The 23851-nt window shown below is 56.0% G+C and carries 15 protein-coding genes; 11 read left to right on the top strand and 4 right to left on the bottom strand.

Features of this window, described 5'->3' with window-relative positions; genetic code table 11:
- Positions 1-154: 154 nt before the first annotated feature.
- The 9 genes from bcsR (at position 155) to N2K86_RS21350 (ending at position 16021) form a co-directional block, all read left to right on the top strand.
- The gene (bcsR, locus tag N2K86_RS21390; protein WP_010426045.1) at positions 155-343 is read left to right on the top strand and encodes a cellulose biosynthesis protein BcsR; all 189 of its coding nucleotides are present in this window, start codon (positions 155-157) and stop codon (positions 341-343) included.
- Positions 344-354: 11 nt separating this feature from the next.
- Positions 355-1107: a cellulose biosynthesis protein BcsQ gene (gene bcsQ, locus N2K86_RS21385; RefSeq protein ID WP_260659893.1), complete on the top strand. Its 753-nt coding sequence runs from the start codon at positions 355-357 to the stop codon at positions 1105-1107.
- On the top strand, positions 1104-3719 hold the full coding sequence (gene bcsA / locus N2K86_RS21380) for a UDP-forming cellulose synthase catalytic subunit (protein ID WP_260659892.1): 2616 nt from the start codon (positions 1104-1106) through the stop codon (positions 3717-3719). The genes bcsQ and bcsA overlap by 4 nt, the downstream gene beginning before the upstream one ends.
- A gap of 10 nt (positions 3720-3729) precedes the next feature.
- Positions 3730-6153, top strand: a complete 2424-nt coding sequence (gene bcsB, locus N2K86_RS21375) for a cellulose biosynthesis cyclic di-GMP-binding regulatory protein BcsB (RefSeq protein WP_260659891.1) — start codon at positions 3730-3732, stop codon at positions 6151-6153.
- 6 nt (positions 6154-6159) lie between these two features.
- Positions 6160-7266 carry a cellulose synthase complex periplasmic endoglucanase BcsZ gene (bcsZ, locus tag N2K86_RS21370; RefSeq protein WP_260661742.1) on the top strand — a complete coding sequence of 369 codons (1107 nt, stop codon included), beginning with the start codon at positions 6160-6162 and terminating at the stop codon, positions 7264-7266.
- Positions 7248-10730, top strand: coding sequence for a cellulose synthase complex outer membrane protein BcsC (gene bcsC / locus N2K86_RS21365; protein ID WP_260659890.1), 3483 nt, complete (start codon positions 7248-7250; stop codon positions 10728-10730). Before bcsZ ends, bcsC begins: the two co-directional genes overlap by 19 nt.
- Before the next feature lie 119 nt (positions 10731-10849).
- On the top strand, positions 10850-12856 hold the full coding sequence (hmsP, locus tag N2K86_RS21360) for a biofilm formation regulator HmsP (protein WP_260659889.1): 2007 nt from the start codon (positions 10850-10852) through the stop codon (positions 12854-12856).
- A gap of 160 nt (positions 12857-13016) precedes the next feature.
- Complete coding sequence (locus N2K86_RS21355) at positions 13017-14303, top strand: dicarboxylate/amino acid:cation symporter (protein ID WP_221552921.1); 1287 nt, start codon at positions 13017-13019, stop codon at positions 14301-14303.
- A gap of 224 nt (positions 14304-14527) precedes the next feature.
- A complete protein-coding gene (locus tag N2K86_RS21350; protein ID WP_260659888.1) occupies positions 14528-16021 on the top strand; it encodes a M16 family metallopeptidase in 1494 nt (497 codons plus the stop codon).
- 67 nt (positions 16022-16088) lie between these two features.
- Here N2K86_RS21350 and N2K86_RS21345 read toward each other — a convergent pair whose 3' ends face one another.
- The gene (locus N2K86_RS21345; RefSeq protein ID WP_260659887.1) at positions 16089-17018 is read right to left on the bottom strand and encodes a sugar kinase; all 930 of its coding nucleotides are present in this window, start codon (positions 17016-17018) and stop codon (positions 16089-16091) included.
- 230 nt (positions 17019-17248) lie between these two features.
- Between N2K86_RS21345 and pdeH the strand changes: the two genes are divergently transcribed.
- Both pdeH and N2K86_RS21335 read left to right on the top strand, forming a co-directional pair.
- Positions 17249-18022, top strand: coding sequence for a cyclic-guanylate-specific phosphodiesterase (gene pdeH / locus N2K86_RS21340; RefSeq protein ID WP_126545933.1), 774 nt, complete (start codon positions 17249-17251; stop codon positions 18020-18022).
- A 65-nt stretch (positions 18023-18087) separates the two neighbouring features.
- Positions 18088-20130, top strand: a complete 2043-nt coding sequence (locus tag N2K86_RS21335; RefSeq protein ID WP_218308698.1) for an AsmA family protein — start codon at positions 18088-18090, stop codon at positions 20128-20130.
- A gap of 93 nt (positions 20131-20223) precedes the next feature.
- On the opposite strand, the gene N2K86_RS21330 is transcribed toward N2K86_RS21335, so the two are convergent.
- The 3 genes from N2K86_RS21330 to N2K86_RS21320 form a co-directional block, all read right to left on the bottom strand.
- On the bottom strand, positions 20224-21546 hold the full coding sequence (locus N2K86_RS21330) for an MFS transporter (protein ID WP_260659886.1): 1323 nt from the start codon (positions 21544-21546) through the stop codon (positions 20224-20226).
- A 261-nt stretch (positions 21547-21807) separates the two neighbouring features.
- On the bottom strand, positions 21808-22833 hold the full coding sequence (gene yhjD / locus N2K86_RS21325) for an inner membrane protein YhjD (protein WP_260659885.1): 1026 nt from the start codon (positions 22831-22833) through the stop codon (positions 21808-21810).
- A gap of 52 nt (positions 22834-22885) precedes the next feature.
- The gene (locus N2K86_RS21320; RefSeq protein WP_260659884.1) at positions 22886-23785 is read right to left on the bottom strand and encodes a LysR family transcriptional regulator; all 900 of its coding nucleotides are present in this window, start codon (positions 23783-23785) and stop codon (positions 22886-22888) included.
- Positions 23786-23851 lie beyond the last annotated feature (66 nt).

Below are 23851 nucleotides of genomic sequence, written 5' to 3'. Positions count from 1 at the left end.
AATTTATCTGTATCTCAGTTTACTAGCGAAAGCGTAGAAATAAACCTAACATTGAAATTAAAGAGCATCAGATTTAGCATGTAAATGAAATTTCGTGGGCAGGACGCCTCACTACATCTGATCGTGTGATTTTACGCTAAGGGATGAATTAATCATGCATAATAACGAATCCGGAACGCCTGTAGACTCAAGCCTGGGTTACACATTTCAAAACGATTTTCTGGCGCTGACGCAGGCTTTCTCTTTACCCGAAATAGATTACACCGATATTTCCCAGCGGGAACAGTTGGCCGCGGCTATTAAACGCTGGCCGTTATTAGCTGAGTTTGCCCAACAACAATAAGGGAGCCATTGATGGCCATACTAGGATTACAGGGCGTCCGTGGTGGTGTAGGTACAACATCCATTACCGCGGCGCTGGCGTGGTCATTACAGCTGTTAGGCGAATCGGTGCTGGTCATTGATGCCTGCTCCGATAATTTGCTGCGCATGTCATTTAATGTCGACTTTACGCATACAAAGGGTTGGGCCCGCGCGCTGCTCGACGATAAAGACTGGCGTGACGCGGGAATGCGCTATACCTCCCAGCTTGATTTACTTCCTTATGGTCAATTGACTGAAGCTGAGCGTGAGAATGAAGCCGCGTATCAGCGTCTGCTTTCGCAATTTACGACCGCGTTGAAGAGGCTGGAGGAAAAAGGACAGTATCAGTGGATATTGCTGGATCTGCCGCACGGTGCCGCCGCGCTGACCCGCCAGCTTATCGCGCAATGTGACCATGTCCTCTCCATCGTGAATGTGGATGCGAATTGCCACATCCGCTTACACCAACAGCCGTTGCCCACAAATGCCCATCTTCTGATTAACGATCTTCGCATCAACAGCCAGATCCAGGACGATCTCTACCAGGTTTGGCTGCAAAGCCAGCGTCGCCTGCTGCCGATTGTTATCCATCGCGATGAGGGAATGGCGGAATGTCTCGCCTCAAAGCAGCCGCTCGGTGAATATCGGAGCGATTCGCTGGCAGCCGAAGAGATCCTGACGCTGGCGAACTGGTGCTTGTTGCACTTCGCGAAAAGACCGGAACCTGCCGGGAGTACGGTATGAGTCGCCTGTCTAACGGGTTACTTATCCCGCCGGTCAGTTCGCGTTTAAGCGAGCGCTACCGGCACTACCGTCGACACGGCGCGTCGTCGCTGAGTGCCACGCTCGGTTGCTTCTGGTTAATCCTGGCCTGGATATTTATTCCACTCGAACACCCTCGCTGGCAGGGTATTCGTGCGCGTCACAGTGAACTCTATCCGCACATTAACCCCGACCGTCCAAGGCCTCTCGATCCCGCACGCTATGCGATTCAGGCCGTCTGGCTGGCAGCGACATCGGCCAGAGTGGAAAAATCCACGCCGCGCTGGCGTCGCTTTGATCGCGTGCAGAACTTACGTGAACGCTATCACCAGTGGCTGGACAGGCTTCCCGACCGCGTCGGCGACAAAACCAGTCATCTGGATAATCATAAAGAGCTCGGGCACCTGCACCCGGGCTTCAGGCGTTTTATTCTCGGCGTCATTGTGGTGTTCTCGCTCATTCTGGCACTGGTCTGTATCACGCAGCCGTTCAACCCGCTGGCGCAGTTCACCTTCTTGATCTTGCTCTGGGGCGTGGCGCTGCTGGTGCGGCGCATCCCGGGACGCTTCTCCGCCCTGATGCTGATCGTACTGTCACTGACGGTTTCCTGCCGGTATATCTGGTGGCGTTATACATCAACGCTGAACTGGGATGACCCGGTCAGCCTGGTGTGCGGTCTGGTTCTGCTGTTTGCTGAAACTTACGCGTGGATTGTGCTGGTCCTGGGCTATTTCCAGGTTATCTGGCCGTTGAACCGCCAGCCGGTTCCGCTGCCAAAAGACACCACCCAGTGGCCGTCGGTGGATCTCTTTGTACCCACTTACAACGAAGACCTGACGGTGGTGAAAAACACCATTTATGCCGCGTTAGGTATCGACTGGCCGAAAGATAAGCTCAAAATCTGGATCCTGGATGACGGTGGCCGCGCCGAGTTTCGCCAGTTTGCGGAGGAGGTCGGCGTGGAGTACATCGCCCGTACCACGCATGAACATGCGAAGGCCGGTAACATTAACAACGCCCTGAAGTATGCTACCGGGGAGTTCGTCTCCATCTTTGACTGCGATCACGTGCCTACGCGCTCGTTCCTGCAGATGACGATGGGATGGTTCCTGAAAGAGAAAGAGCTGGCGATGATGCAGACGCCACACCACTTCTTCTCACCGGATCCGTTTGAACGTAACCTCGGTCGTTTCCGCAAAACCCCGAACGAAGGCACGCTGTTCTATGGCCTGGTGCAGGACGGAAACGATATGTGGGACGCCACCTTTTTCTGCGGCTCCTGTGCTGTTATCCGCCGCAAACCGCTGGATGAGATTGGCGGTATCGCCGTTGAGACGGTGACGGAAGATGCCCACACGTCACTGCGTCTACACCGCCTTGGCTATACCTCCGCGTACATGCGCATTCCACAGGCGGCAGGGCTGGCGACAGAATCACTGTCGGCGCATATCGGCCAGCGTATTCGCTGGGCGCGTGGCATGGTGCAAATTTTCCGTCTCGATAACCCACTGATGGGCAAAGGACTGAAGCTGGCGCAGCGCCTGTGCTACGTCAACGCCATGTTCCACTTTTTATCCGGTATTCCGCGGCTTATCTTCCTCACCGCGCCGCTGGCGTTCCTGCTGCTTCATGCCTACATCATTTACGCTCCGGCGTTGATGATCGCGCTGTTTGTTCTGCCGCACATGATCCACGCGAGCCTGACGAACTCGAAGATCCAGGGGAAATATCGCCATTCGTTCTGGAGTGAAATCTACGAAACCGTGCTGGCCTGGTACATTGCCCCGCCAACCATGGTGGCGCTGATCAACCCGCACAAAGGTAAGTTTAACGTCACCGCGAAAGGTGGGCTGGTGGAAGAGGAGTATGTCGATTGGGTGATCTCCCGTCCGTATATCTTCCTGGTTCTGCTTAACATCGTTGGCGTCATCGTAGGCATCTGGCGTTACTTCTACGGCCCGGAAAACGAGATCCTGACGGTATTCGTGAGTATGGCGTGGGTGTTCTACAACCTGATTATCCTCGGTGGTGCGGTAGCCGTATCGGTCGAGAGCAAACAGGTACGTCGTGCGCACCGCGTCGAAATCAGCATGCCGGCAGCAATAGCCCGCGAAGATGGTCACCTCTTCTCCTGTACCGTGCACGACTTCTCTGACGGTGGTTTGGGCATCAAAATCAACGGTCAGGCGAAAGTGCTGGAAGGGCAAAAGGTCAATCTTCTGCTCAAGCGCGGTCAGCAGGAGTATGTCTTCCCTACGCAGGTAGCGCGTGTGGCGGGTGATGAAGTGGGTCTGAAGCTGATGCCGCTGACCAAAAAGCAACATATTGATTTTGTGCAGTGTACGTTTGCCCGCGCGGACACGTGGGCTCTCTGGCAGGACAGCTTCCCGGAAGATAAACCTCTGGAAAGCCTGCTGGATATTCTGAAGCTGGGGTTCCGTGGCTATCGTCACCTTGCAGAATTTGCCCCGTCGTCGGTGAAATTAATTTTCCGGTCACTTACTTCACTGGTTTCCTGGGTCGTGTCGTTCATTCCGCGTCGACCTGAGCGAGATGAAGCGAAGCAGGCAGACCCGGTTATGGCTCAACAATGATGATAACGCGATGAAAACAAAACTTTCCTGGTTATGTGCAGTGGCAATGGGGATGAGTGCGCTCCCTGCAACAATGGCTAACGCAGCGCCTGATAACGCAGCGGCCACGCCTGCCCCTACGGTTCCGGTGGTCGCGCAAGCGACCGATCCTGTTGTCACGGCAGCACCGGGGCAAACGGAAAACGTGGTCCCGAATAAGCCGACGGCGGGGAATACCTTACCTGCCGACAGCCAGGTCGTTGGGCAGGTGATGCCAGGCGTACGTGGTGCCAGTGCGCCTGTTGTCGCCGAAAATGTGCCGTCGCGCGATGTGAAGCTGTCGTTCGCCCAGATTGCACCGCCGCCGGGCAGCATGGTGCTGCGTGGCATCAATCCTAATGGCGGCGTTGAGTTTGGGATGCGTAGCGACGAAGTGGTATCGAATGCGGTGTTGAATCTGGAATACACGCCGTCACCGTCACTGCTGCCCGTTCAGTCTCAGTTGAAGGTCTATCTGAACGATGAATTGATGGACGTTTTGCCGGTCACCAAAGAGCAGCTGGGTAAGAAAACCCTGGCTCAGGTGCCGATCAACCCGCTGTTCATCACCGACTTTAACCGTGTCCGTCTGGAATTCGTCGGCCACTATCGTGATGTATGTGAAAACCCGGCCAGCAACACGCTGTGGATGGATATTGGTCGTAACTCCTCGCTGCAGTTGACCTATCAGCCGCTGGCGTTGAAAAACGATCTCTCTGCCTTCCCGGTCCCGTTCTTCGACCCGCGTGACAATCGCCCGTTAAACTTGCCGATGGTCTTTGCGGGTGCACCTGATGTGACGGAACAGCTAGCCGCCACCATCGTGGCCTCCTGGTTTGGCTCTCGCTCCGGCTGGCGCGGTCAGAGCTTCCCGGTCATGTACGACAAAATGCCGGACAAAAACGCCATTGTGTTTGCCACTAACGCCAAACGCCCGGCGTTCCTGCGCGAACACCCGGACGTTAAAGCGCCGACGATTGAAATGATCAACCACCCGGACAATCCGTATGTGAAGCTGCTGATCGTCTTCGGGCGTGATGATAAAGATCTGGTGCAGGCGGCAAAAGGCATTGCGCAGGGCAATATCCTGTTCCGTGGCAACAGCGTCACCGTGGATGAGGTGAAACCGTTGCTGGCGCGTAAGCCTTATGATGCGCCGAACTGGGTCCGAACCGACCGTGCCATTACTTTTGGCGAGCTGAAAACGTATGAAGAGCAGCTGCAGTCGACCGGGCTTGAACCTTCCCCGGTCAGTCTGTCTCTGAATCTGCCGCCGGATCTGTATCTGCTGCGCACCAACGGGATTGATATCAACCTGAACTACCGTTACACCGCGCCGTCGACCAAAGACAGCTCGCGCATGGATATCAGCCTTAACAACCAGTTCCTGCAATCATTCAGTCTGACGAGCACCCAGGATACCAACCGCCTGATGCTCCGCCTGCCTGTGCTGCAGGGGCTGCTGGACGGTAAAACCGATGTGTCCATCCCGGCGCTGAAACTTGGCGCGATAAACCAGCTGCGCTTCGACTTCCAGTACATGAACCCGATGCCAGGCGGCTCGGTCGATAACTGCATCACCTTCCAGCCGGTACAGAACCATGTCGTGATTGGCGATGAGTCCACTATCGACTTCTCGAAGTATTATCACTTTATCGCGATGCCGGATCTGCGTGCGTTTGCCAACGCCAGCTTCCCGTTCAGCCGCATGGCCGACCTGTCTGAGTCCATTGTTGTGATGCCGAAAGCGCCAAATGAGGGGCAGGTGTCGACGCTGCTGGATACGATGGGAACCGTTGGGGCGCAAACGGGTTTACCGGCCATTAACGTGACGCTCACCGACGACGGCAGTCAAATCCAGAATAAAGATGCCGATGTCATGATCATTGGCAATATTCCGGACAAGCTGAAGGATGATAAGCGCGTCGATCTGCTGGTGCAGGCTGCGCAATCGTGGGTGAAAACGCCGCTGCGCCAGACCGAGTTCCCGAGCATCATGCCGGACAGTGGTGACCGCCAGGCCAACGTGAGAACCAGCGTAAGCTCAACGGGCCCGATGGCGGCTATCGTGGGCTTCCAGTCACCGTATAACGATCAGCGCAGCGTGATCGCCCTGCTGGCAGACAGCCCTCGCGGGTATGAACTGTTAAACACGGCGATGAACGACAGCGGTAAACGAGCCGCCATGTTTGGTTCTGTCTCCGTTATTCGTGAGGCGGGCGTCAACAGCCTGCGCGTCGGCGATGTTTACTATGTAGGTCATCTGCCGTGGTTCGAACGTCTGTGGTATGCCTTGTCCAACCATCCGGTCCTGCTGGCGATTCTGGCTGCAGTAAGTGTGATATTGCTGGCATGGGTGCTGTGGCGTCTGCTGCGTATCATCAGCCGTCGTCGTTTGAATCCGGATCATGAGTAAGCTGTGATGAAAGGCTTTCGCTGGTGTGTACTCGCCGTGTTGATGCTGGCGGCGACGAATCTACGCGCCGCCTGTAGCTGGCCTGCCTGGGAACAGTTTAAACAGGACTACATCAGCGAAAGCGGGCGCGTTATCGATCCCAGTGACGCGCGAAAAATTACCACCTCTGAAGGGCAAAGCTATGCGCTGTTCTTTGCCCTGGCTGCAAACGATCGTAAAGCGTTCGATCTGCTGCTGGCGTGGACGCGCGATAATCTCGCCGGGGGCGATTTAGCGGCCAACCTGCCTGCATGGCTGTGGGGGCAAAAGGACAAAGAGACCTGGGCGGTTATCGATCCTAACTCCGCGTCCGATGCCGATATCTGGATTGCCTGGTCGCTGCTGGAAGCGGGACGGCTGTGGAAAAATCAGGACTACACCCGCACAGGCAAGGGGCTGCTTAAACGCATCGTCAGCGAGGAAGTGGTGAAAGTGCCGGGTCTGGGCTTCATGCTGCTGCCGGGTAAAACCGGATTTGCCGAAGAGAACGCCTGGCGCTTTAACCCCAGCTACCTCCCGCCACAGCTAGCGAACTATTTCACCCGATTGGGTACGCCGTGGACCACGCTTCGTGAAACCAATCTGCGTTTATTGCTGGAGACGGCACCGAAAGGTTTCTCCCCAAACTGGGTGCAATATCAGAAAAACAAAGGCTGGCAGCTCAGTCAGGATAAATCGCTGGTGGGCAGTTACGACGCCATTCGCGTTTATCTCTGGGTGGGCATGATGAATGATAAAGACCCGCAAAAGGCTCGGCTGCTGGCACGCTTTAAGCCAATGGCAACGGTAACGGCAAAGCAGGGCGTACCGCCGGAGAAAGTCGATGTCGCAACCGGTAAACGGACGGATAAAGGCCCGGTCGGTTTTTCTGCCTCTCTGCTACCTTTTTTACAGAATCGGGACGCGCAGGCAGTGCAACGACAGCGCGTCGCCGATCATTTTCCTGATAATAATGCCTATTACAGCTATGTACTGACCCTCTTTGGGCAAGGGTGGGATCAGCATCGTTTTCGCTTCACCACACAGGGTGAATTAATACCGAATTGGGGCCAGGAATGCGCAAGTTCACAATAAATCTACTCAGTTTATCGCTCGGCCTGGCACTGATGCCAATGGCCGGGGCCGCCAATTCCCCCCAGCAGCAACAGTTGCTGGAGCAGGTTCGTCTGGGCGAATCGACGCAGCGTGAGGATTTGGTTCGCCAGTCGCTTTACCGCCTGGAGCTGATCGACCCGAATAACCCGGACGTGATTGCCGCACGTTTCCGTTATCTCTTACGTCAGGGAGATAACGCGGGCGCGCAAAAAGAGCTGGACCGCCTGAAAGGCATGGCGCCGAGCTCCAGCGCATACAAAACGTCCCGCAACACGATGCTGCTCTCCACGCCGGATGGCCGCCAGGCCTTACAGCAGGCCCGCCTGTTGGCGACGACAGGTCATACGCAGGAAGCCATTGCCGCCTATGACAAACTGTTTGCTGGCGATCCGCCGGATGGCGATTTGGCAGCAGAATACTGGACGCTTGTAGCCAAAGAGCCCGCCAGACGGAATGCCGCCATTAATGAGCTGAAGAAAATTAATGCCAGTCATCCAGGCAATACGCAGCAGCAGGCTGCGCTGGCGCAACTCCTGTTCCAGAGTGGACGCCGCGATGAAGGCTTTGCGGTGTTGCAGGCGATGGCGAAATCTAACAGTGGCCGCAGTCAGGCATCTGATATGTGGTATCAGCAAATTAAAGATCAGCCTGCCAGCAGTGCCAGCGTCAGCGCGCTGAAGAAATACCTCACGGTGTTTAGCGATGGCGACAACGTGACGGCGGCGCGGGCCCAGCTTGACGCACAGCAAAAGCAACTTGCCGACCCGACGTTCCGCGCGAAAGCCGAAGGGCTAGCCGCAGTGGATGCCGGGCAGGGTGGTAAAGCGGTGGCAGAACTGCAAAAAGCGGTCAGCGCCAACCATGCCGACAGTGAAGCCGTGGGCGCACTGGGCCAGGCCTATTCACAAAAAGGTGACCGCGCTCGCGCGGTGGCGCAGTTTGAAAAGGCCATTGCCCTCGATCCGCAGAGCGATAATCGGGGCAAGTGGGACAGCCTGCTGAAGGTCAATCGCTACTGGCTGCTGATCCAGCAGGGTGATGCGGCGCTGAAAGCTAACAATACTGCCCAGGCGGAGCGCTATTTCCAGCAGGCGCGCAATATCGATAATACCGACAGCTATGCGGTGTTGGGGTTGGGCGATGTTGCCGCCGCGCGCAAAGATAACGACGCTGCCGAGCGGTATTACCGTCAGGCGCTGCGCATGGACGGCGGCAACAGCAATGCGGTGCGCGGCCTCGCCAATGTGTATCGCGCGCAGTCACCGGAGAAGGCGACGCAGTTTATTCAGTCACTCTCGGCCAGCCAGCGTCGCAGCATAGATGATATTGAACGTAGCCTGACCAACGAGCAGCTTTCCGCGCAGGCAGAGCAGCTGGAAAACCAGGGACAATACGCCCAGGCCGCAGAAATTCAGCGTCGACGCCTTGCGCTCTCGCCGGGAGACGTGTGGATCACCTACCGTCTGTCGCGCGATCTCTACAGCGCGGGTCAGCGCAGTCAGGCGGATACTCTCATGCGTCAGCTGGCAAGCCAGAAGCCGGGCGATCCGGATCAGGTCTACGCCAACGGGCTGTATCTCTCGGGTAACGATCAGGATCGCGCCGCGCTGGCGCATCTGGATACCCTGCCGCGCGACAAGTGGAACGGCAATATTCAGGAGCTGGCAGACCGACTGCAGAGCAATCAGGTGCTGGAAACCGCTAACCGCCTGCGTGACAGCGGGAAAGCACAGGAGGCTGAAGACCTGCTTCGTCAGCAGCCCGCCTCCACGCGTATCGATTTAACGCTGGCAGACTGGGCAGAACAGCGTGGCGATCATAACGCCGCGAAAACGGCCTATAGCACCGTGCTCCAGCGTGAGCCGCAAAACGAAGATGCGCTCCTCGGGCTGACCGAAGTTTATATCGCGCAAGGTGATAAAGACGCGGCGCGTGCCGAGCTGGCAAAACTGCCTGCCGCGCAAAATGGTCAACCGCCGTCGCTCAATATGCAACGTCGGATCGCCATGGCGCAGGCTGGCCTGGGCGATTCCGCCGCCGCAGAGCAAACCTTCAGCAAGATTATCCCTCAGGCCAAATCGCAGCCCGCATCGATGGACAATGCGCTGGTGCTGCGTGATGCGGCACGTTTCCAGGCCCAGAACGGTCAGCCGCAGCAGGCGCTGGAAACCTATAAAGATGCGATGGTGTCGTCCGGCATCACGTCAACTCGCCCGGCGGATAACGACAGCTTCACCCGCCTGACGCGAAATGATGAAAAAGATGACTGGCTGAAGCGCGGCGTGCGCAGCGATGCCGGTGATTTGTACCGCCAGCAGGATGTGAACGTCACGCTGCAACACGACTACTGGGGCTCCAGCGGCACCGGTGGCTATTCCGACCTGAAAGCGCACACCACGATGCTGCAGGTCGACGCGCCATTGTCAGATGGACGCATGTTCTTCCGAAGCGATCTGGTCAATATGGACGCTGGCTCGTTTGCCACCAATAACGGCACCTACGACCCGAAATGGGGTACCTGCGCCGAAACGCCGTGTAGCGGCAATACGAACCAGTCGGCGAACGGCGCTAGCGTGGCCGTTGGCTGGCAGAATAAAACCTGGGCGTGGGATCTGGGTACGACGCCAATGGGCTTCGACGTGGTGGATGTTGTCGGGGGCGTGAGCTACAGCAGTGACCTGGGGCCGATTGGCTACACCCTGAACGCGCATCGTCGTCCTATCTCCAGTTCTGTGCTGGCCTTCGCTGGGCAAAAAGATACCAATACCAACACCACCTGGGGCGGCGTCCGTTCGACCGGTGGCGGTGTAAGCGTAAGCTATGACAAAGGCGAGGCGAACGGTATCTGGTCGAGCCTGAACATGGACAGCCTGACCGGTAAAAATGTGGAAGATAACTGGCGCATCCGCTGGATGACCGGCTATTACTACAAACTGATCAACGAGAACAACGAGCGTCTGACGGTCGGTGTGTCTAACATGCTATGGCATTACGACAAAGATCTCAGTGGCTACACGCTGGGACAAGGTGGCTATTACAGCCCGCAGGAGTATGTCTCCTTTGCGTTGCCCGTCACCTGGCGTAAGCGTACTGAGAACTGGTCATGGGAGCTGGGCGGTTCGGTCTCCTGGTCGCATTCGAAGACGAAAGATGAGTTGCGTTATCCGAAGCAGGGTCTGATCCCAACCGATGAGCCTGGCCGCTATACCGACAGAGGCGAAATGGAAACCGGTAGCAGCTCTTCCGGTACAGGTTATACCGCGAGGGCGATTATCGAGCGCCGCGTGACCTCCAACTGGTTTGTCGGTCTGGGCGTGGATATTCAGGAAGCAAAAGACTATACCCCGAGCCATGCGCTGCTCTACGTGCGTTATTCTGCTGCAGGCTGGCAGGGCGATATGGACCTGCCGCCAGAGCCGCTGGTCCCTTACGCCGACTGGTAATCGGATTTAACTTAATCCAATTGTAAGTCTCTCTTAAAAGTGCAGCAATCGGGTATACTCAGGCGCACCAGGTTCACTCCCTGGTGCGCCCTGCGCTTCGAGTTCTGTGGAGAGTCATTTTGCGTGTTAGCCGTTCTTTAACGATCAAACAGATGGCGATGGTTTCAGCCGTCACGATGCTGTTTGTCTTTCTCTTCAGCGTTATTTTGCTGTTTCATGCCGTACAGCAGAATCGCTACAACACGGCTTCGCAACTCGAAAGTATCGCCCGTGAGGTGCGTGAGCCGCTGTCGGCCGCGATCCTGAAAGGGGACATTCCCGACGCGGAAACCATTTTAAAACGCATCCAGCCTGCGGGTATTGTCAGCCGCGCGGATGTCGTTCTGCCTAATCAGTTTCAGGCGTTACGGATGCGCTTCATTCCTGAACGTCCCGTCCCGGTCATGGTCATGCGCATGTTTGAGCTACCGGTGCAAATTTCCCTGCCCATCTATTCACTGGAACGTCCGGCCAACCCTCAGCCGTTAGCCTACCTTATCCTTCAGTCAGACTCATATCGCATGTATAAGTTTGTCATGAGCTGGGTTGCGACGTTGGTGACTGCTTACTTACTTTTAACGCTTATTTTGAGCGTCGCGCTCACCTGGTGTATTAACCGTTTGATTGTGCATCCGCTACGCCGCATCGCCAGAGAGCTGAACGACCTCCCGCCGCAGGAGCAGATAGGCCACCAGATTGCGCTGCCGCGTCTGCATCATGATGATGAAATCGGCATGCTGGTGCGCAGTTACAACATCAATCAGCAGCGCATCATGCGCCAGCAGGATGAACTCAATATCAGTGCCACCCGTTTCCCGGTGTCCGATCTGCCAAATAAAGCCTTCCTGATGGCGATGCTGGAGCAGACGGTTGCCCGCCAACAGACCACCGCGCTGATGGTGGTCGCCTGCGAAACTTTGCAGGATACGGCGGGCGTGCTCAAGGAGAGCCAGCGTGAAATGCTGCTCCTGACGTTGGTGGAAAAGGTGAAATCGGTGCTTGCCCCGCGCATGGTGCTGACTCAGGTTAGCGGCTATGACCTGGTGATCATCGCGCATGGCGTGAAAGAGCCGTGGCACGCTATCACGCTAGGTCAGCAAGTGCTCACTGTCATTAATGAGCGGTTACCGATTCAGGGGATCCAGCTTCGTCCGAGCGCCAGTATCGGGATTGCGATGTTCTACGGCGACCTGACGGCAGAGCAGCTTTACCGTCGCGCATTCTCAGCGGCCTTCACCGCGCGACGCAAAGGGAAGAATCAGATCCAGTTCTTCGACCCGGAGCAGATGGAAAAGGCGCAGCAGCGTCTGACTGAAGAGAGCGACATACTGACCGCGCTGGACAACCGCCAGTTTGCCATCTGGCTGCAGCCGCAGGTCAATTTGCTCACCGGTGAAGTGAACAGTGCCGAAGCGTTGCTGCGTATGCAGCAGCCGGATGGCTCGTGGGAGCTGCCTGAGGGGCTGATAGACCGGATCGAATCCTGTGGTCTGATGGTCAGCGTCGGGTACTGGGTGCTCGAAGAGTCCTGCCGCCAGCTTGCGGCCTGGCAGGAGCGGGGCATCACCCTGCCGCTGTCGGTAAACCTTTCTGCCTTACAGCTGATGCACCCGACCATGGTGTCGGAGCTGCTGGAGCTGATCCACCGCTATCGCATCCAGCCGGATACGCTGATTCTGGAAGTGACGGAGAGCCGTCGTATTGACGACCCGAACGAAGCCGTGGCGATTCTGAAACCGCTGCGTAACGCGGGTGTTCGCATCGCGCTGGACGATTTCGGTATGGGCTATGCCGGACTGCGCCAGCTTCAGCATATGAAAACGCTGCCGGTCGACGTGCTGAAAATCGACAAAACGTTTGTTGATGGACTACCGGAGGACAGCAGTATGGTCGAGGCCATTATTCAGATGGCGCGCAGTCTCAACCTGCATGTGATTGCTGAAGGTATCGAAAATGAAGACCAGCGCGACTGGCTGGCTAAAGCGGGTGTGGAGGGCGGTCAGGGCTTCTTATTTGGCCGAGCCGTGCCGTCGGACATCTTCGAAAAAAGCTACCTTGCCGATATGGGCAATAACGCAAAAGTGTAATTTTGTTGCTGGCTTGTGCGAGTCAGTTCAAAGTTCTTAACATTTGTGTTTCAAATTTGAACCTGGTTTATTTCTGTCCTGTTATGTGGGTGTTATTTTAGAGCCGCAGGTTAACCATAACCTTAAAAAGCCTGTGGTTTTTCTTCCCCAAGGACACCCTATGAAAACCTCAATCTTCAAAAGCCTTTACTTTCAGGTCCTGACAGCCATCGCAGTCGGTATTCTGCTTGGTCACTACTACCCTGAACTGGGCGCACAAATGAAGCCGCTTGGCGACGCATTCGTGAAGCTCATCAAAATGGTCATTGCCCCGGTCATCTTTTGTACGGTGGTGACGGGTATCGCTGGCATGGAAAGCATGAAGGCGGTCGGACGTACCGGTGCAGTAGCACTTCTCTATTTCGAAGTGGTCAGTACGCTTGCCCTGATTATCGGCCTTATCATTGTTAACGTCGTTCAGCCTGGCGCGGGAATGAACGTTGACCCGGCCACGCTAGATGCGAAGGCGGTAGCCGTTTACGCCGAGCAAGCGAAAGATCAGGGGGTTGTCGCCTTCCTGCTCGACGTGATCCCGAGCAGCGTTATCGGCGCATTCGCCAGTGGCAATATCCTGCAGGTGCTGCTGTTTGCCGTGATGTTTGGCTTTGCCCTGCACCGTCTGGGCAGCAAAGGCCAGCTCATCTTCAACGTCATTGAAAGCTTCTCGCAGGTCATCTTCGGCATCATCAACATGATCATGCGTCTGGCCCCGATCGGTGCCTTCGGCGCGATGGCGTTTACCATCGGTAAATACGGCGTCGGCACGCTGGTACAGCTGGGCCAACTGATTATCTGCTTCTACATCACCTGTATTCTGTTTGTGGTGGTGGTGCTGGGCTCAATCGCCCGTGCGGCGGGGTTCAGCATCTTCAAGTTCATCCGCTACATCCGCGAAGAGTTACTGATTGTTCTGGGCACCTCGTCCTCTGAGTCGGCGCTGCCGCGTATGCTCGATAAGATGGAGAAACTGGGCTGCCGGAAGTCGGTGGTGGGGCTGGTGATCCCGACGGGCTACTCCTTTAACCTGGACGGCACCTCGATATACCTGACGATGGCCGCAGTGTTTATCGCCCAGGCGACCAACAGCCATATGGATATCTTCCATCAAATCACCCTGCTGGTGGTGCTCCTGCTCTCCTCGAAAGGGGCGGCGGGTGTAACCGGAAGCGGGTTCATTGTGCTGGCGGCGACCATTTCAGCGGTGGGACACCTGCCGGTGGCTGGCCTGGCGCTGATCCTGGGTATTGACCGCTTTATGTCTGAAGCGCGCGCCTTAACCAACCTGGTGGGTAACGGTGTGGCCACGGTGGTGGTGGCGAAATGGGTGAAAGAGCTGGATCACAAAAAGCTCACCGATACGTTAAATAATCGCCCAGCTGACAGCAAATCAGCAGGTTTATCCTCTTAATCACGTCATAATTGCCCGCATTCCCTTGTCGGGATGCGGGCTCCTGCGCATAATAATGCTTCATACCTGTCATACTTCGACAAGATTTTTTTTGGGTATATTTCACTTCCCTCCGTGACGTTTGGCTTAACACGCGGTCTAATCGGAGTGTTTTCATCGTCATCTTTAGAGTGCTCACCTCACGAGACACTCTTTTTAACCAGGAATGTTGATCAGGGGTTCACATGCAGGGCACAAAAATTCGACTCTTAACCGGCGGTTTGCTGATGATGGCAGCAGCCAGTTATGTGCAGGCAGATGCGCTCCAGCCAGACCCGGCCTGGCAACAAGGGACCCTGGCGAATGGTTTTCAGTGGCAGTTGTTAGCGACCCCGCAGCGTCCCAGCGATCGTATTGAAATTCGTTTGTCAGTGAATACGGGTTCCCTCACTGAAAGCACCCAGCAGACTGGCTTCAGCCACTTTATTCCTCGACTGGCGCTCACCCAGAGCGGCAGTTTGCAGGCGGTACAGGTGCGTTCGCTCTGGCAACAGGCCATCGACCCGAAACGTCCTCTGCCCCCTGCGGTTGTGTCATACGACTACACCATGTTCAACCTGAGTCTGCCGAATAACCGTAACGACCTGCTGAAAGAAGCGCTGACCTATCTCTCCGACGCCACCGGTAACCTGTCGGTGACGCCGGAAACCGTCAACTATGCGCTGAGTAACAGTGACATGGTGGCGACCTGGCCTGTCGATACTAAAGAGGGCTGGTGGCGCTATCGCCTGAAAGGGTCAACGCTGCTCGGTCACGATCCGGCAGAGCCGCTGAAGCAGCCTGTGGATGCTGAACAGGTCAAATCGTTCTACCAGAAATGGTACACCCCGGATGCGATGACCCTGATCGTGGTTGGAAATGTGGATAGCCGTGCGGTCGTTGAGCAAATCAACAAAGTATTTGGCGAGCTTAAGGGCAAGCGTGAAACGCCTGCGCCCGTACCGACCCTTTCGCCGCTGCGTCCTGAATCTGTCAGCATCATGACGGACACCGTGCGTCAGGATCGTCTCTCTATGATGTGGGACACCGCCTGGCAGCCTATTCGCGAATCCGCGGCGCTGCTGCGCTACTGGCGTGCAGACCTGGCGCGTGAAGCGCTGTTCTGGCACGTTCAACAAACGCTCAGTAAAAACAACGTAAAGAATATTGGTCTGGGCTTTGACTGCCGCGTGTTGTTCCAGCGGGCGCAGTGCGCCATTAACGTTGAATCGCCGGGCGATAAGCTGAATACGAACCTGGGCGTGGTGGCGAAAGAGCTGGCAAAAGTGCGTAAAGAGGGGCTCTCTGAAGAGGAGTTCAACGCGCTGGTCGCGCAGAAATCACTTGAACTGCAGAAACTGTTTGCTACCTATGCTCGCGCCGATACCGATATTCTGATCAGCCAGCGTATTCGATCCCTGCAAAACCAGGTGGTCGATATCGCGCCGGAGCAGTATCAAAAGCTGCGCCAGGATTTCCTCAGCGGTCTGACCGTCGAGATGTTAAATCAGGATTTGCGTCAGCAGTTATCGCAGGATATGGCGTTGATTCTGCTGCAGCCGAACGGCGAGCCGGAATATAACATGAAGGAACTGAAAGCGACCTGGGATGCGATCATGGCGCCTGAAGCGCAGCCTGCACAGGCTGCATCGGCGGATGATTTGCACCAGGATGCGAGCGATATTCCGCAGGGTCAGTAAGACCCTGGTTCTTTGTTCCCTCTCCCTTGGGAGAGGGTTAGGGTGAGGGCATCAGCTCGCACAGTTCTTAAACAGGCATCGCCCCACGTGGAATAATCGCCCCGCGATACTGAATCACGGTACTCGCCGTCAGGTGACCACGCTGTGCCGCCGCTTCAGGTGTCCCACCCGTCAGGCGTACCGCCAGATACCCCGCGCTGAAAGAATCTCCCGCCGCCGTCGTATCAATCACTTTCTCTTTCGCCAGTTTCACCGCAGGTACCTCAACCACCGCTTCGTCCGCGATGGCAACCAGGCATGAATCCGCACCGCGTTTAATCACCACTTCGCTCACGCCAGCGGCCTGAGTGCGTGAGATAACCTCATCCACGGGCTTCTCACCCCACAGCGCGTCTTCGTCATCCAGGGTCAGGAATGCGATGTCGGTGCATTCCAGCATCTGCTGATAAACCTGCTGCGTCTCTTCGCGGCTGGCCCACAGGCGAGGGCGATAGTTATTATCGAAGATCACCTTGCCGCCGTTGGCGCGGCATTCGCGCAGCAGAGACAGCAGCTTTTCCCGGCTTTCCGGGCTCAGGATCGCCAGGCTGATCCCGCTCAGATAGAGGTAGTCAAAGGTTGCCAGCTCTTCGCAGATGGCGGCGGCGGCATCGCTTTCCAGCCAGAATTTGGCGGCGGCTTCATTACGCCAGTAGTAGAAAGTGCGCTCGCCGGTGCTGTCAGTTTCGATGTAATACAGGCCCGGCAGGCGGTTTTCCATGCGCTGAATCAGTGACGTCTGGACATTCTCTGCCTGCCAGGACGCCAGCATCTGCTCGCTGAAGCTGTCCATCCCAAGCGCAGTAACGTAGTTCACGCTCAGTGCGTCAGGAGCAACCTGACGGGCAATATAAACAGATGTGTTTAATGTATCGCCACCAAAACCGCGGCTGACTTCCTCGCCTTTTTGGGACAGCTCAATCATGCATTCGCCAATCACGGCAATTTTTTTGGACATAGTCGTGAACCTGAACAGAGTAATTTACGGTAGTGTGCGTTGAGTGAATTTGATGGTCAACTATATTAAAACGACGTTCCAATATTTTTTTTGAGCCAGCGCGTGTTCCTGCAAATTTCTGTCATCTTAATTTCATTTTCCCGGCGAATTGAACATAAAGTTCTCAATTAGCGCGCCGATAACCCAGTGACGAGTCCAAAAAGGTCATCCCATAAAACAGGACATCTGAAATGAAGTCAGAGCAGGTTATCCAGCGGCTGAACACTACGCCAGAGGCAAGTATTGAGAACTTGCAGGAGCATCGCTACTGGCTGCAATGTGATCGAGCGTACACCTATCAACCCATCTATCGCACCGATGGTCGGCTGATGGCGATTGAGATTTTAACGGTCGTTACACACCCATCGAATCCTTCACAGCGTATTGCGCCTGACCGCTATTTTGCGGAGGTGGCGGTTCGCCAGCGCCTGGATGTGCTGGAAGAACAACTCCGGATGCTGGCAACGAAGCAGGCATTTTTCGCCCGGCACGGTATCCTTGCCTCGGTCAATGTAGACGGTCCCACCCTTCTGGCATTGCGCCAGAATGAGAAATTGCAGGCGCTGATTGCCTCCCTGCCGTGGATGCGTTTTGAACTGGTGGAGCATGTCCGCCTGCCGCAGGACTCCTCATTTGCCTCCATGTGCGAGTTTGGCCCGCTGTGGCTGGATGATTTCGGCACCGGCATGGCAAACTTCTCGGCCCTTAGCGAAGTTCGTTACGACTACATCAAAGTGGCCCGCGACCTCTTTATCATGCTGCGCCAGACGCAGGAAGGTCGAAACCTGTTCACGCTGCTGCTGCAGCTGATGAATCGCTATTGCCAGGGCGTGATAGTTGAAGGTGTCGAAACGCTGGAAGAGTGGCGTGATGTGCAAAACTCTCCTGCCGCCGCTGCGCAGGGCTACTTCCTCTCTCGTCCGGTGCCGATGGATACGCTCGAAACGGTGATAACGACGCTCTGAACTGCCCGCTTCCCTTTGTCTGGACTATAGTTTTACAGGACAGGTCATCAGGAAAGGGGACAAAAATGACAAAGACAACCAGGGTTATCGCCTGGATCTCAGGGATTTTCTTGTTGTTGATCGTGGTCGCCATCATCATTATTGCGACATTCGACTGGAACCGTCTTAAGCCGACCATCAACCAGAAAGTCTCAACTGAGCTGAACCGACCCTTTGCCATACGCGGCGATCTGGGTGTGGTATGGGAACGGCAGAAAGAGGAGACCGGCTGGCGAAGCTGGGTGCCCTGGCCGCACGTGCACGCCGATGACATTATTCTGGGCAACCCGCCGGACATCCCTGACGTGACAATGGTTCACCTGCCGCGCGTTGAAGCCACGCTGGCACCGCTCGCGCTGCTGACCAAAACGGTTTACCTGCCGTGGATCAAACTCCAGCAGCCCGACGCACGCCTGATCCGCCTTTCTGAAAAGAACAACAACTGGACGTTTAACCTTGCCAGCGACGGCGAGAAAGATCCCAATGCGCAGCCCTCTTCGTGGTCATTCCGCCTCGATAACATTCTTTTCGATCGCGGGCGGATCGCCATTGACGATAAGGTCAGCAAAGCGGACGTGGAGATCCTGGTCGATCCGCTCGGCAAGCCGCTGCCGTTTAGCGAAGTCACGGGCAGCAAGGCCAAAGGCGACAGCGCCAAAGCGGGCGATTACGTTTTCGGTCTGACGGCAAAAGGGCGCTATAACGACCAGCCGCTGACCGGGAAAGGGAAAATTGGCGGCATGCTGGCGCTCAGGAGTGAAGGCACGCCGTTCCCGGTGCAGGCGGATTTCCGTTCCGGCAATACCCGCGTGGCGTTCGTGGGGACGGTTAACGACCCGATGAACATGGGCGGTGTTGACCTGCAGCTGAAGTTTGCCGGTGATTCACTGGGTGAGCTGTATGAACTGACCGGCGTGCTGCTGCCGGATACCCCACCGTTTGAAACGGACGGGCATCTGGTGGCAAAAATCGACACCGAGAAATCATCGGTATTCGATTACCGGGATTTTAATGGCCGTATTGGCGACAGCGATATCCACGGTTCGCTGACCTACACCACCGGTAAACCGCGTCCGAAACTGGAAGGTGACGTTGAGTCCCGGCAGCTGCGTCTGGCCGATCTCGGCCCGCTGATTGGCGTGGATTCCGGCAAAGGCACCAAATCAAAAGAGGTGAAAAAGGACATCCAGCCTGCGGGAAAAGTGCTGCCTTACGATCGCTTTGAGACCGATAAGTGGGACGTGATGGATGCGGATGTCCGCTTCAAAGGACGCAAAATTGAGCATGGCAGCACGTTGCCGTTGAGCGATCTCTCGACGCATATCATTCTGAAAAACGCCGATCTGCGCCTGCAGCCGCTGAAGTTTGGCATGGCGGGCGGAACGATTTCCTCGAACATTCATCTGGAAGGCGACAAAAAGCCGATGCAGGGACGAGCAGAGATTCAGGCGCGCAGGCTTAAGCTAAAAGAGCTGATGCCTGACGTCGAACTGATGCAGAAAACCCTCGGTGAGATGAACGGCGATGCCGACATTCGCGGCGTGGGCAACTCCGTGGCGGCGTTGCTGGGCAGCGGTAATGGTAACCTGAAGCTTCTGATGAACGACGGGCTGATCAGTCGCAACCTGATGGAAATTCTGGGGCTGAACGTCGGTAACTTTATCATCGGCCAGATTTTCGGCGACGATGAAGTCCGCGTGAACTGCGCGGCGGCAAACGTGGATCTGGTCAACGGCGTGGCGCGCCCGCAGATTTTCGCCTTCGATACGGAGAACGCGGTGATCAACGTGACCGGGACGGCCAGTATGGCCTCTGAGCAACTTGATCTCACCATCGACCCGGAAAGTAAGGGGATTCGTATCATCACCCTGCGCTCACCGCTTTACGTGCGCGGTACCTTCAAAAACCCGCAGGCGGGCGTGAAGCCCGGGCCGCTGATTGCGCGCGGTGCAGTAGCGGCAGCGCTTGCCACGCTGGTGACGCCCGCTGCGGCGCTGCTGGCGCTGATTTCGCCGTCAGAAGGGGATGCCAATCAGTGCCGGAACATTTTGTCGCAGATGAAGAAGTAGGGTGCGGTCTGTTTTTGCTGGGAGGCGCTGCGCTTAACCGGCCTACGATTCAAATGTAGGCCGGGTAAGGCGTAGCCGCCACCCGGCATTAGCTTACAGAGCCTGGTGCTTCGTCTCGTGCGTCAGCAGCAGCGCAATTAGCGTCAGTGCCGCCATGGCCGCCAGATAGACGCCCACGTAGAACAGACCATAGTTCGCCTGCAGCCAGGTAGCGATATACGGCGCAACGGACGCGCCCAGAATAGAGGCAACGTTATAGGAGAACGACGCGCCCGTATAGCGCACTTCCGTCGGGAACAGCTCCGGCAGCAGCGCACCCATCGGGCCGAAGGTCAGGCCCATCAGGCTCAGGCCAACCAGCAGATACGCCATCACCAGCGCAGGGCTCCCGGAACCCAGCAGCGGCGGGAAGACGAACAGCGCGAACAGAATAATCAGCGTGGTGATCACAATCATGCTTGAGCGGCGACCAAACTTATCCGCCAGCAGACCCGCAATCGGCACCATTACACCAAAGCCAATCACCGCCATCATCAGCATCCACAGTACTTCGTTACGCGGCAGACCCAGCCCCACCGGCGCGGCGGCGGTGCTGTACGTCATTGAGTAGACGGTCATGATGTAGAACAGCGTATACGTCGCCAGCATGATAAAGGTGCCCAGCACGGTCACGCGGACGTGTTTGGTCAGCAACGTTCCCAGCGGCACTTTTACCTGTTTTTTCGCTGCCGCGACTTTGGCAAAGACCGGCGTTTCGTGCAGAGAGACGCGCACATACAGACCAATCAGCACCAGTACGGCAGAGAAGACAAACGGAATACGCCAGCCCCAGCTCATGAACTGTTCATCCGTCAGCAGCCAGGAGAGCAGCAGGAAGGTGCCGTTCGCGAAGAAGAAGCCAATCGGTGCGCCCAGCTGTGGAAATGAGCCATACAGCGCACGCTTGCGCGCCGGGGCGTTCTCGGTGGCCAGCAGCGCCGCGCCACCCCATTCACCGCCCAGGCCCAGACCCTGACCAAAACGCGCCAGCGCCAGCAGAACCGGTGCCAGAATGCCGATGGTTTCATAGGTTGGCAGCAGACCGATGGCCACGGTGGAGATCCCCATCGTCAGCAGCGACGCCACAAGCGTCACTTTGCGGCCAACGCGATCGCCAAAGTGACCAAAGACCGCTGAACCAATTGGACGCGCCACGAAGGCGATAGCAAAGGTTGCCAGAGACTGTAGCGTTGCCGCCGTCGGGTCGCCCTGTGGAAAGAAAATATGCGGGAAGACGATAACCGCTGCGGTGGCATAAATATAAAAGTCGAAGAACTCAATGGCGGTGCCAATCAGCGATGCGACGACAACTTTGTTACGCGAGTTGACCGGAACGTTTTCCGCCCCTTCGTTAAGTGTTGTGGCTGTTGCTTGCATAATATTTTCTTATTTTTGGACGAACGAAAGGCCATATTACGCATAGCAAAAGCGACATTTCAATCTGTAACAAAGTCGCGAGGCGGTGATAAAATCAACAAAAAGCGGATAATTTTCAGACCAGCAAAATACCTTCCATGAAATGCTTCACACTTTTCAAATATTAGTGATTAAAACTGGTTTTTGGTTAAATAAAAGTTACGGTCTGGATTTATATGCTGAAATGATTGGTCGGGCTGAAATATCAGCCCGACAGGGGGCTTAGCGGTGGGTTTTTCCCGGCATGCGCGGGTCATCTTTATACTCTGCGGTGGCGATCCACGCCGCGCAGAATAACGTCAGGCGAGCGAAGAAGTAGAAGAACGCCATCAGCCCCAGTACGGAGCCAAACGCCGCGCCGGACGGGGACTTCACCAGCGACGGCAGGGTGTAGGTCATCACGATTTTGATCACCTCAAAGCCAATCGCCGCAATGAGCGTCCCGCGAATGAGCGCTTTCTTACGTGGACGATGGCGCGGCAGGCGCCAGAAGATCCAGAAGAACAGCAGGTAGTTGGCAAAAATGGAGATGGCCAGGCCAATCCCGCGCCATGCGGGCTTCAGCCATTCGATGTAATCAAGATACAGCGCGGAGATGATCATCTGCTGCGCCGAGCCCGCCACGGAGGTGATGGAAAGCGTCACGATCAGCGCAACGAGCAGACCAATCAGCGATACAAAATCACGAAAATACTTAACCCAAATCTTCTCCTGATCCTGCGGCGTGCGCTCCCACACGTCGCGCGACTGGGCGCGAATAGCCTCACGCAGGTTGCCCATCCAGTTAATCCCGGAATAAAGGGCAATCAATAAACCGACGATACCGACGGTAGTACGCTGCTGAACGGCGGTATTGATGGTGCTTTTCAGCGTGGAGGCGAGCGTTGGGTCGCTGACGTTGATCAGGATCTTATTGAAAATGTCCTGCAGCAGCGTCGGGTGTGACGCCAGCACAAAACCGGCAGCAGCAAACGACACCATCAGGATCGGGATCATCGATAAGAAAGAAAAGTAAGTAATGGCCGCCCCAAACTGATTACCCATGCGGTCGTTAAACCGTTCCGTGGCGCGTATCAGATGCGCAATCATGGGAAGCTGCTGAATTTTTTCTGCCATGCTGGTAACCGTACCCAGCGCTTTGCTGGCTGTTCCTGGCGAGGTCGGCGCTTCAGGCTCGGTCTCCATCTTTTTGATGGGTTCATACTCTAAATGTTGAGTCGGTCGTTGCGGATTGTTTTCCGGCGTCACGCGCATTTTCCTTTTCGTTGAGCTGGATGTGTTTTTGAATTATAGCTTGCGACTAGTCCACGTAAGCTTTTGTGAGTTCAGTTAGCCACTCCATAAACAGATGTACCCGGCGGGAGAGGTTACGGCGGTGAGGATAAATCAGCGAAACGGGCATAGGTTCAGCCCGGTACTGCGGGAGGATCTCAACCAGTTTCTTCACGCGCAGTAAATCACGCACCCCAACCCGCGGAACCTGAATAATGCCTAACCCCGCAAGGCAGGCAGCCTGGTAGGTCTCCGTACTGTTGACCGTTAATACACCGCCCGTCTTGACCCACTGCGTCGCACTGCCGTTATAAAACTCAAAGCCCTGTGGGCGTGTGCCCAGCGTGGCGGCATAGTGGATCACGGCATGCGATGCCAGATCCTCCAGCGTCTCGGGATAGCCGAAGCGCGTCAGATACGCCGGGCTGGCGCAGTTGATGACGGACAGCTTGCCCAGCGGTCGGGCTATCAGCCCTGAATCCTTCAGCGTACCCACGCGCACCACGCAGTCAAATCCCTCGCGAATTACGTCCACCAGACGGTCGCTACTGCTGAGTTCCAGTTCGATGCCGGGATACTGTTGCAGAAAGGCGGGCAGTTTGGGGATGACTAAATTTTGTGCAACGCTGACGGGCATATCGACACGTAACCGTCCGCTGATGCTGGAAGGGTCATGAAGGAACATGCTGTCCAGTTCGTCGAGGTTTGCCAGCAGATCTTTTGTGCGTTCGTAATAGACCATCCCATCCTGCGTCAGGCTGACGCGGCGGGTGGTACGGTGCAATAGCTGGGTGCCCAGCTGATTTTCCAGCGCCTGGATTTGCCGTGAAACGCTGCCCTTTGGCAGGCTCAGCGTCTCCGCCGCGCGGGAAAAACTCTCCAGTTCTGCGACACGGATGAACAATTGCATTGCGTGAATTTTATCCATAGGCGGCGCTCATTGTTGTTCTTGATGAAACAGTGAAGCGTTATCCACTGTCTTTATTGTTTTTCT

The sequence above is a fragment of the Enterobacter mori genome (assembly GCF_025244905.1).
GTDB classification, from domain to species: Bacteria; Pseudomonadota; Gammaproteobacteria; order Enterobacterales; family Enterobacteriaceae; genus Enterobacter; species Enterobacter mori_A.
Note: the sequence above shows the minus strand (reverse complement) of the source record. Positions and strands in the feature narration are given on the sequence as shown.

What these genes read in the sequence shown, in the direction of transcription:
- N2K86_RS21320 (WP_260659884.1), bottom strand. Translation starts at nt 23,785, where the DNA reads ATGGATAAAATTCACGCAATGCAATTGTTCATCCGTGTCGCAGAACTG.
- N2K86_RS21355 (WP_221552921.1), top strand. Translation starts at nt 13,017, where the DNA reads ATGAAAACCTCAATCTTCAAAAGCCTTTACTTTCAGGTCCTGACAGCC.
- N2K86_RS21350 (WP_260659888.1), top strand. Translation starts at nt 14,528, where the DNA reads ATGCAGGGCACAAAAATTCGACTCTTAACCGGCGGTTTGCTGATGATG.
- bcsB (WP_260659891.1), top strand. Translation starts at nt 3,730, where the DNA reads ATGAAAACAAAACTTTCCTGGTTATGTGCAGTGGCAATGGGGATGAGT.
- N2K86_RS21345 (WP_260659887.1), bottom strand. Translation starts at nt 17,018, where the DNA reads ATGTCCAAAAAAATTGCCGTGATTGGCGAATGCATGATTGAGCTGTCC.
- N2K86_RS21335 (WP_218308698.1), top strand. Translation starts at nt 18,088, where the DNA reads ATGACAAAGACAACCAGGGTTATCGCCTGGATCTCAGGGATTTTCTTG.
- bcsR (WP_010426045.1), top strand. Translation starts at nt 155, where the DNA reads ATGCATAATAACGAATCCGGAACGCCTGTAGACTCAAGCCTGGGTTAC.
- pdeH (WP_126545933.1), top strand. Translation starts at nt 17,249, where the DNA reads ATGAAGTCAGAGCAGGTTATCCAGCGGCTGAACACTACGCCAGAGGCA.
- bcsC (WP_260659890.1), top strand. Translation starts at nt 7,248, where the DNA reads ATGCGCAAGTTCACAATAAATCTACTCAGTTTATCGCTCGGCCTGGCA.
- N2K86_RS21330 (WP_260659886.1), bottom strand. Translation starts at nt 21,546, where the DNA reads ATGCAAGCAACAGCCACAACACTTAACGAAGGGGCGGAAAACGTTCCG.
- bcsQ (WP_260659893.1), top strand. Translation starts at nt 355, where the DNA reads ATGGCCATACTAGGATTACAGGGCGTCCGTGGTGGTGTAGGTACAACA.
- bcsA (WP_260659892.1), top strand. Translation starts at nt 1,104, where the DNA reads ATGAGTCGCCTGTCTAACGGGTTACTTATCCCGCCGGTCAGTTCGCGT.
- bcsZ (WP_260661742.1), top strand. Translation starts at nt 6,160, where the DNA reads ATGAAAGGCTTTCGCTGGTGTGTACTCGCCGTGTTGATGCTGGCGGCG.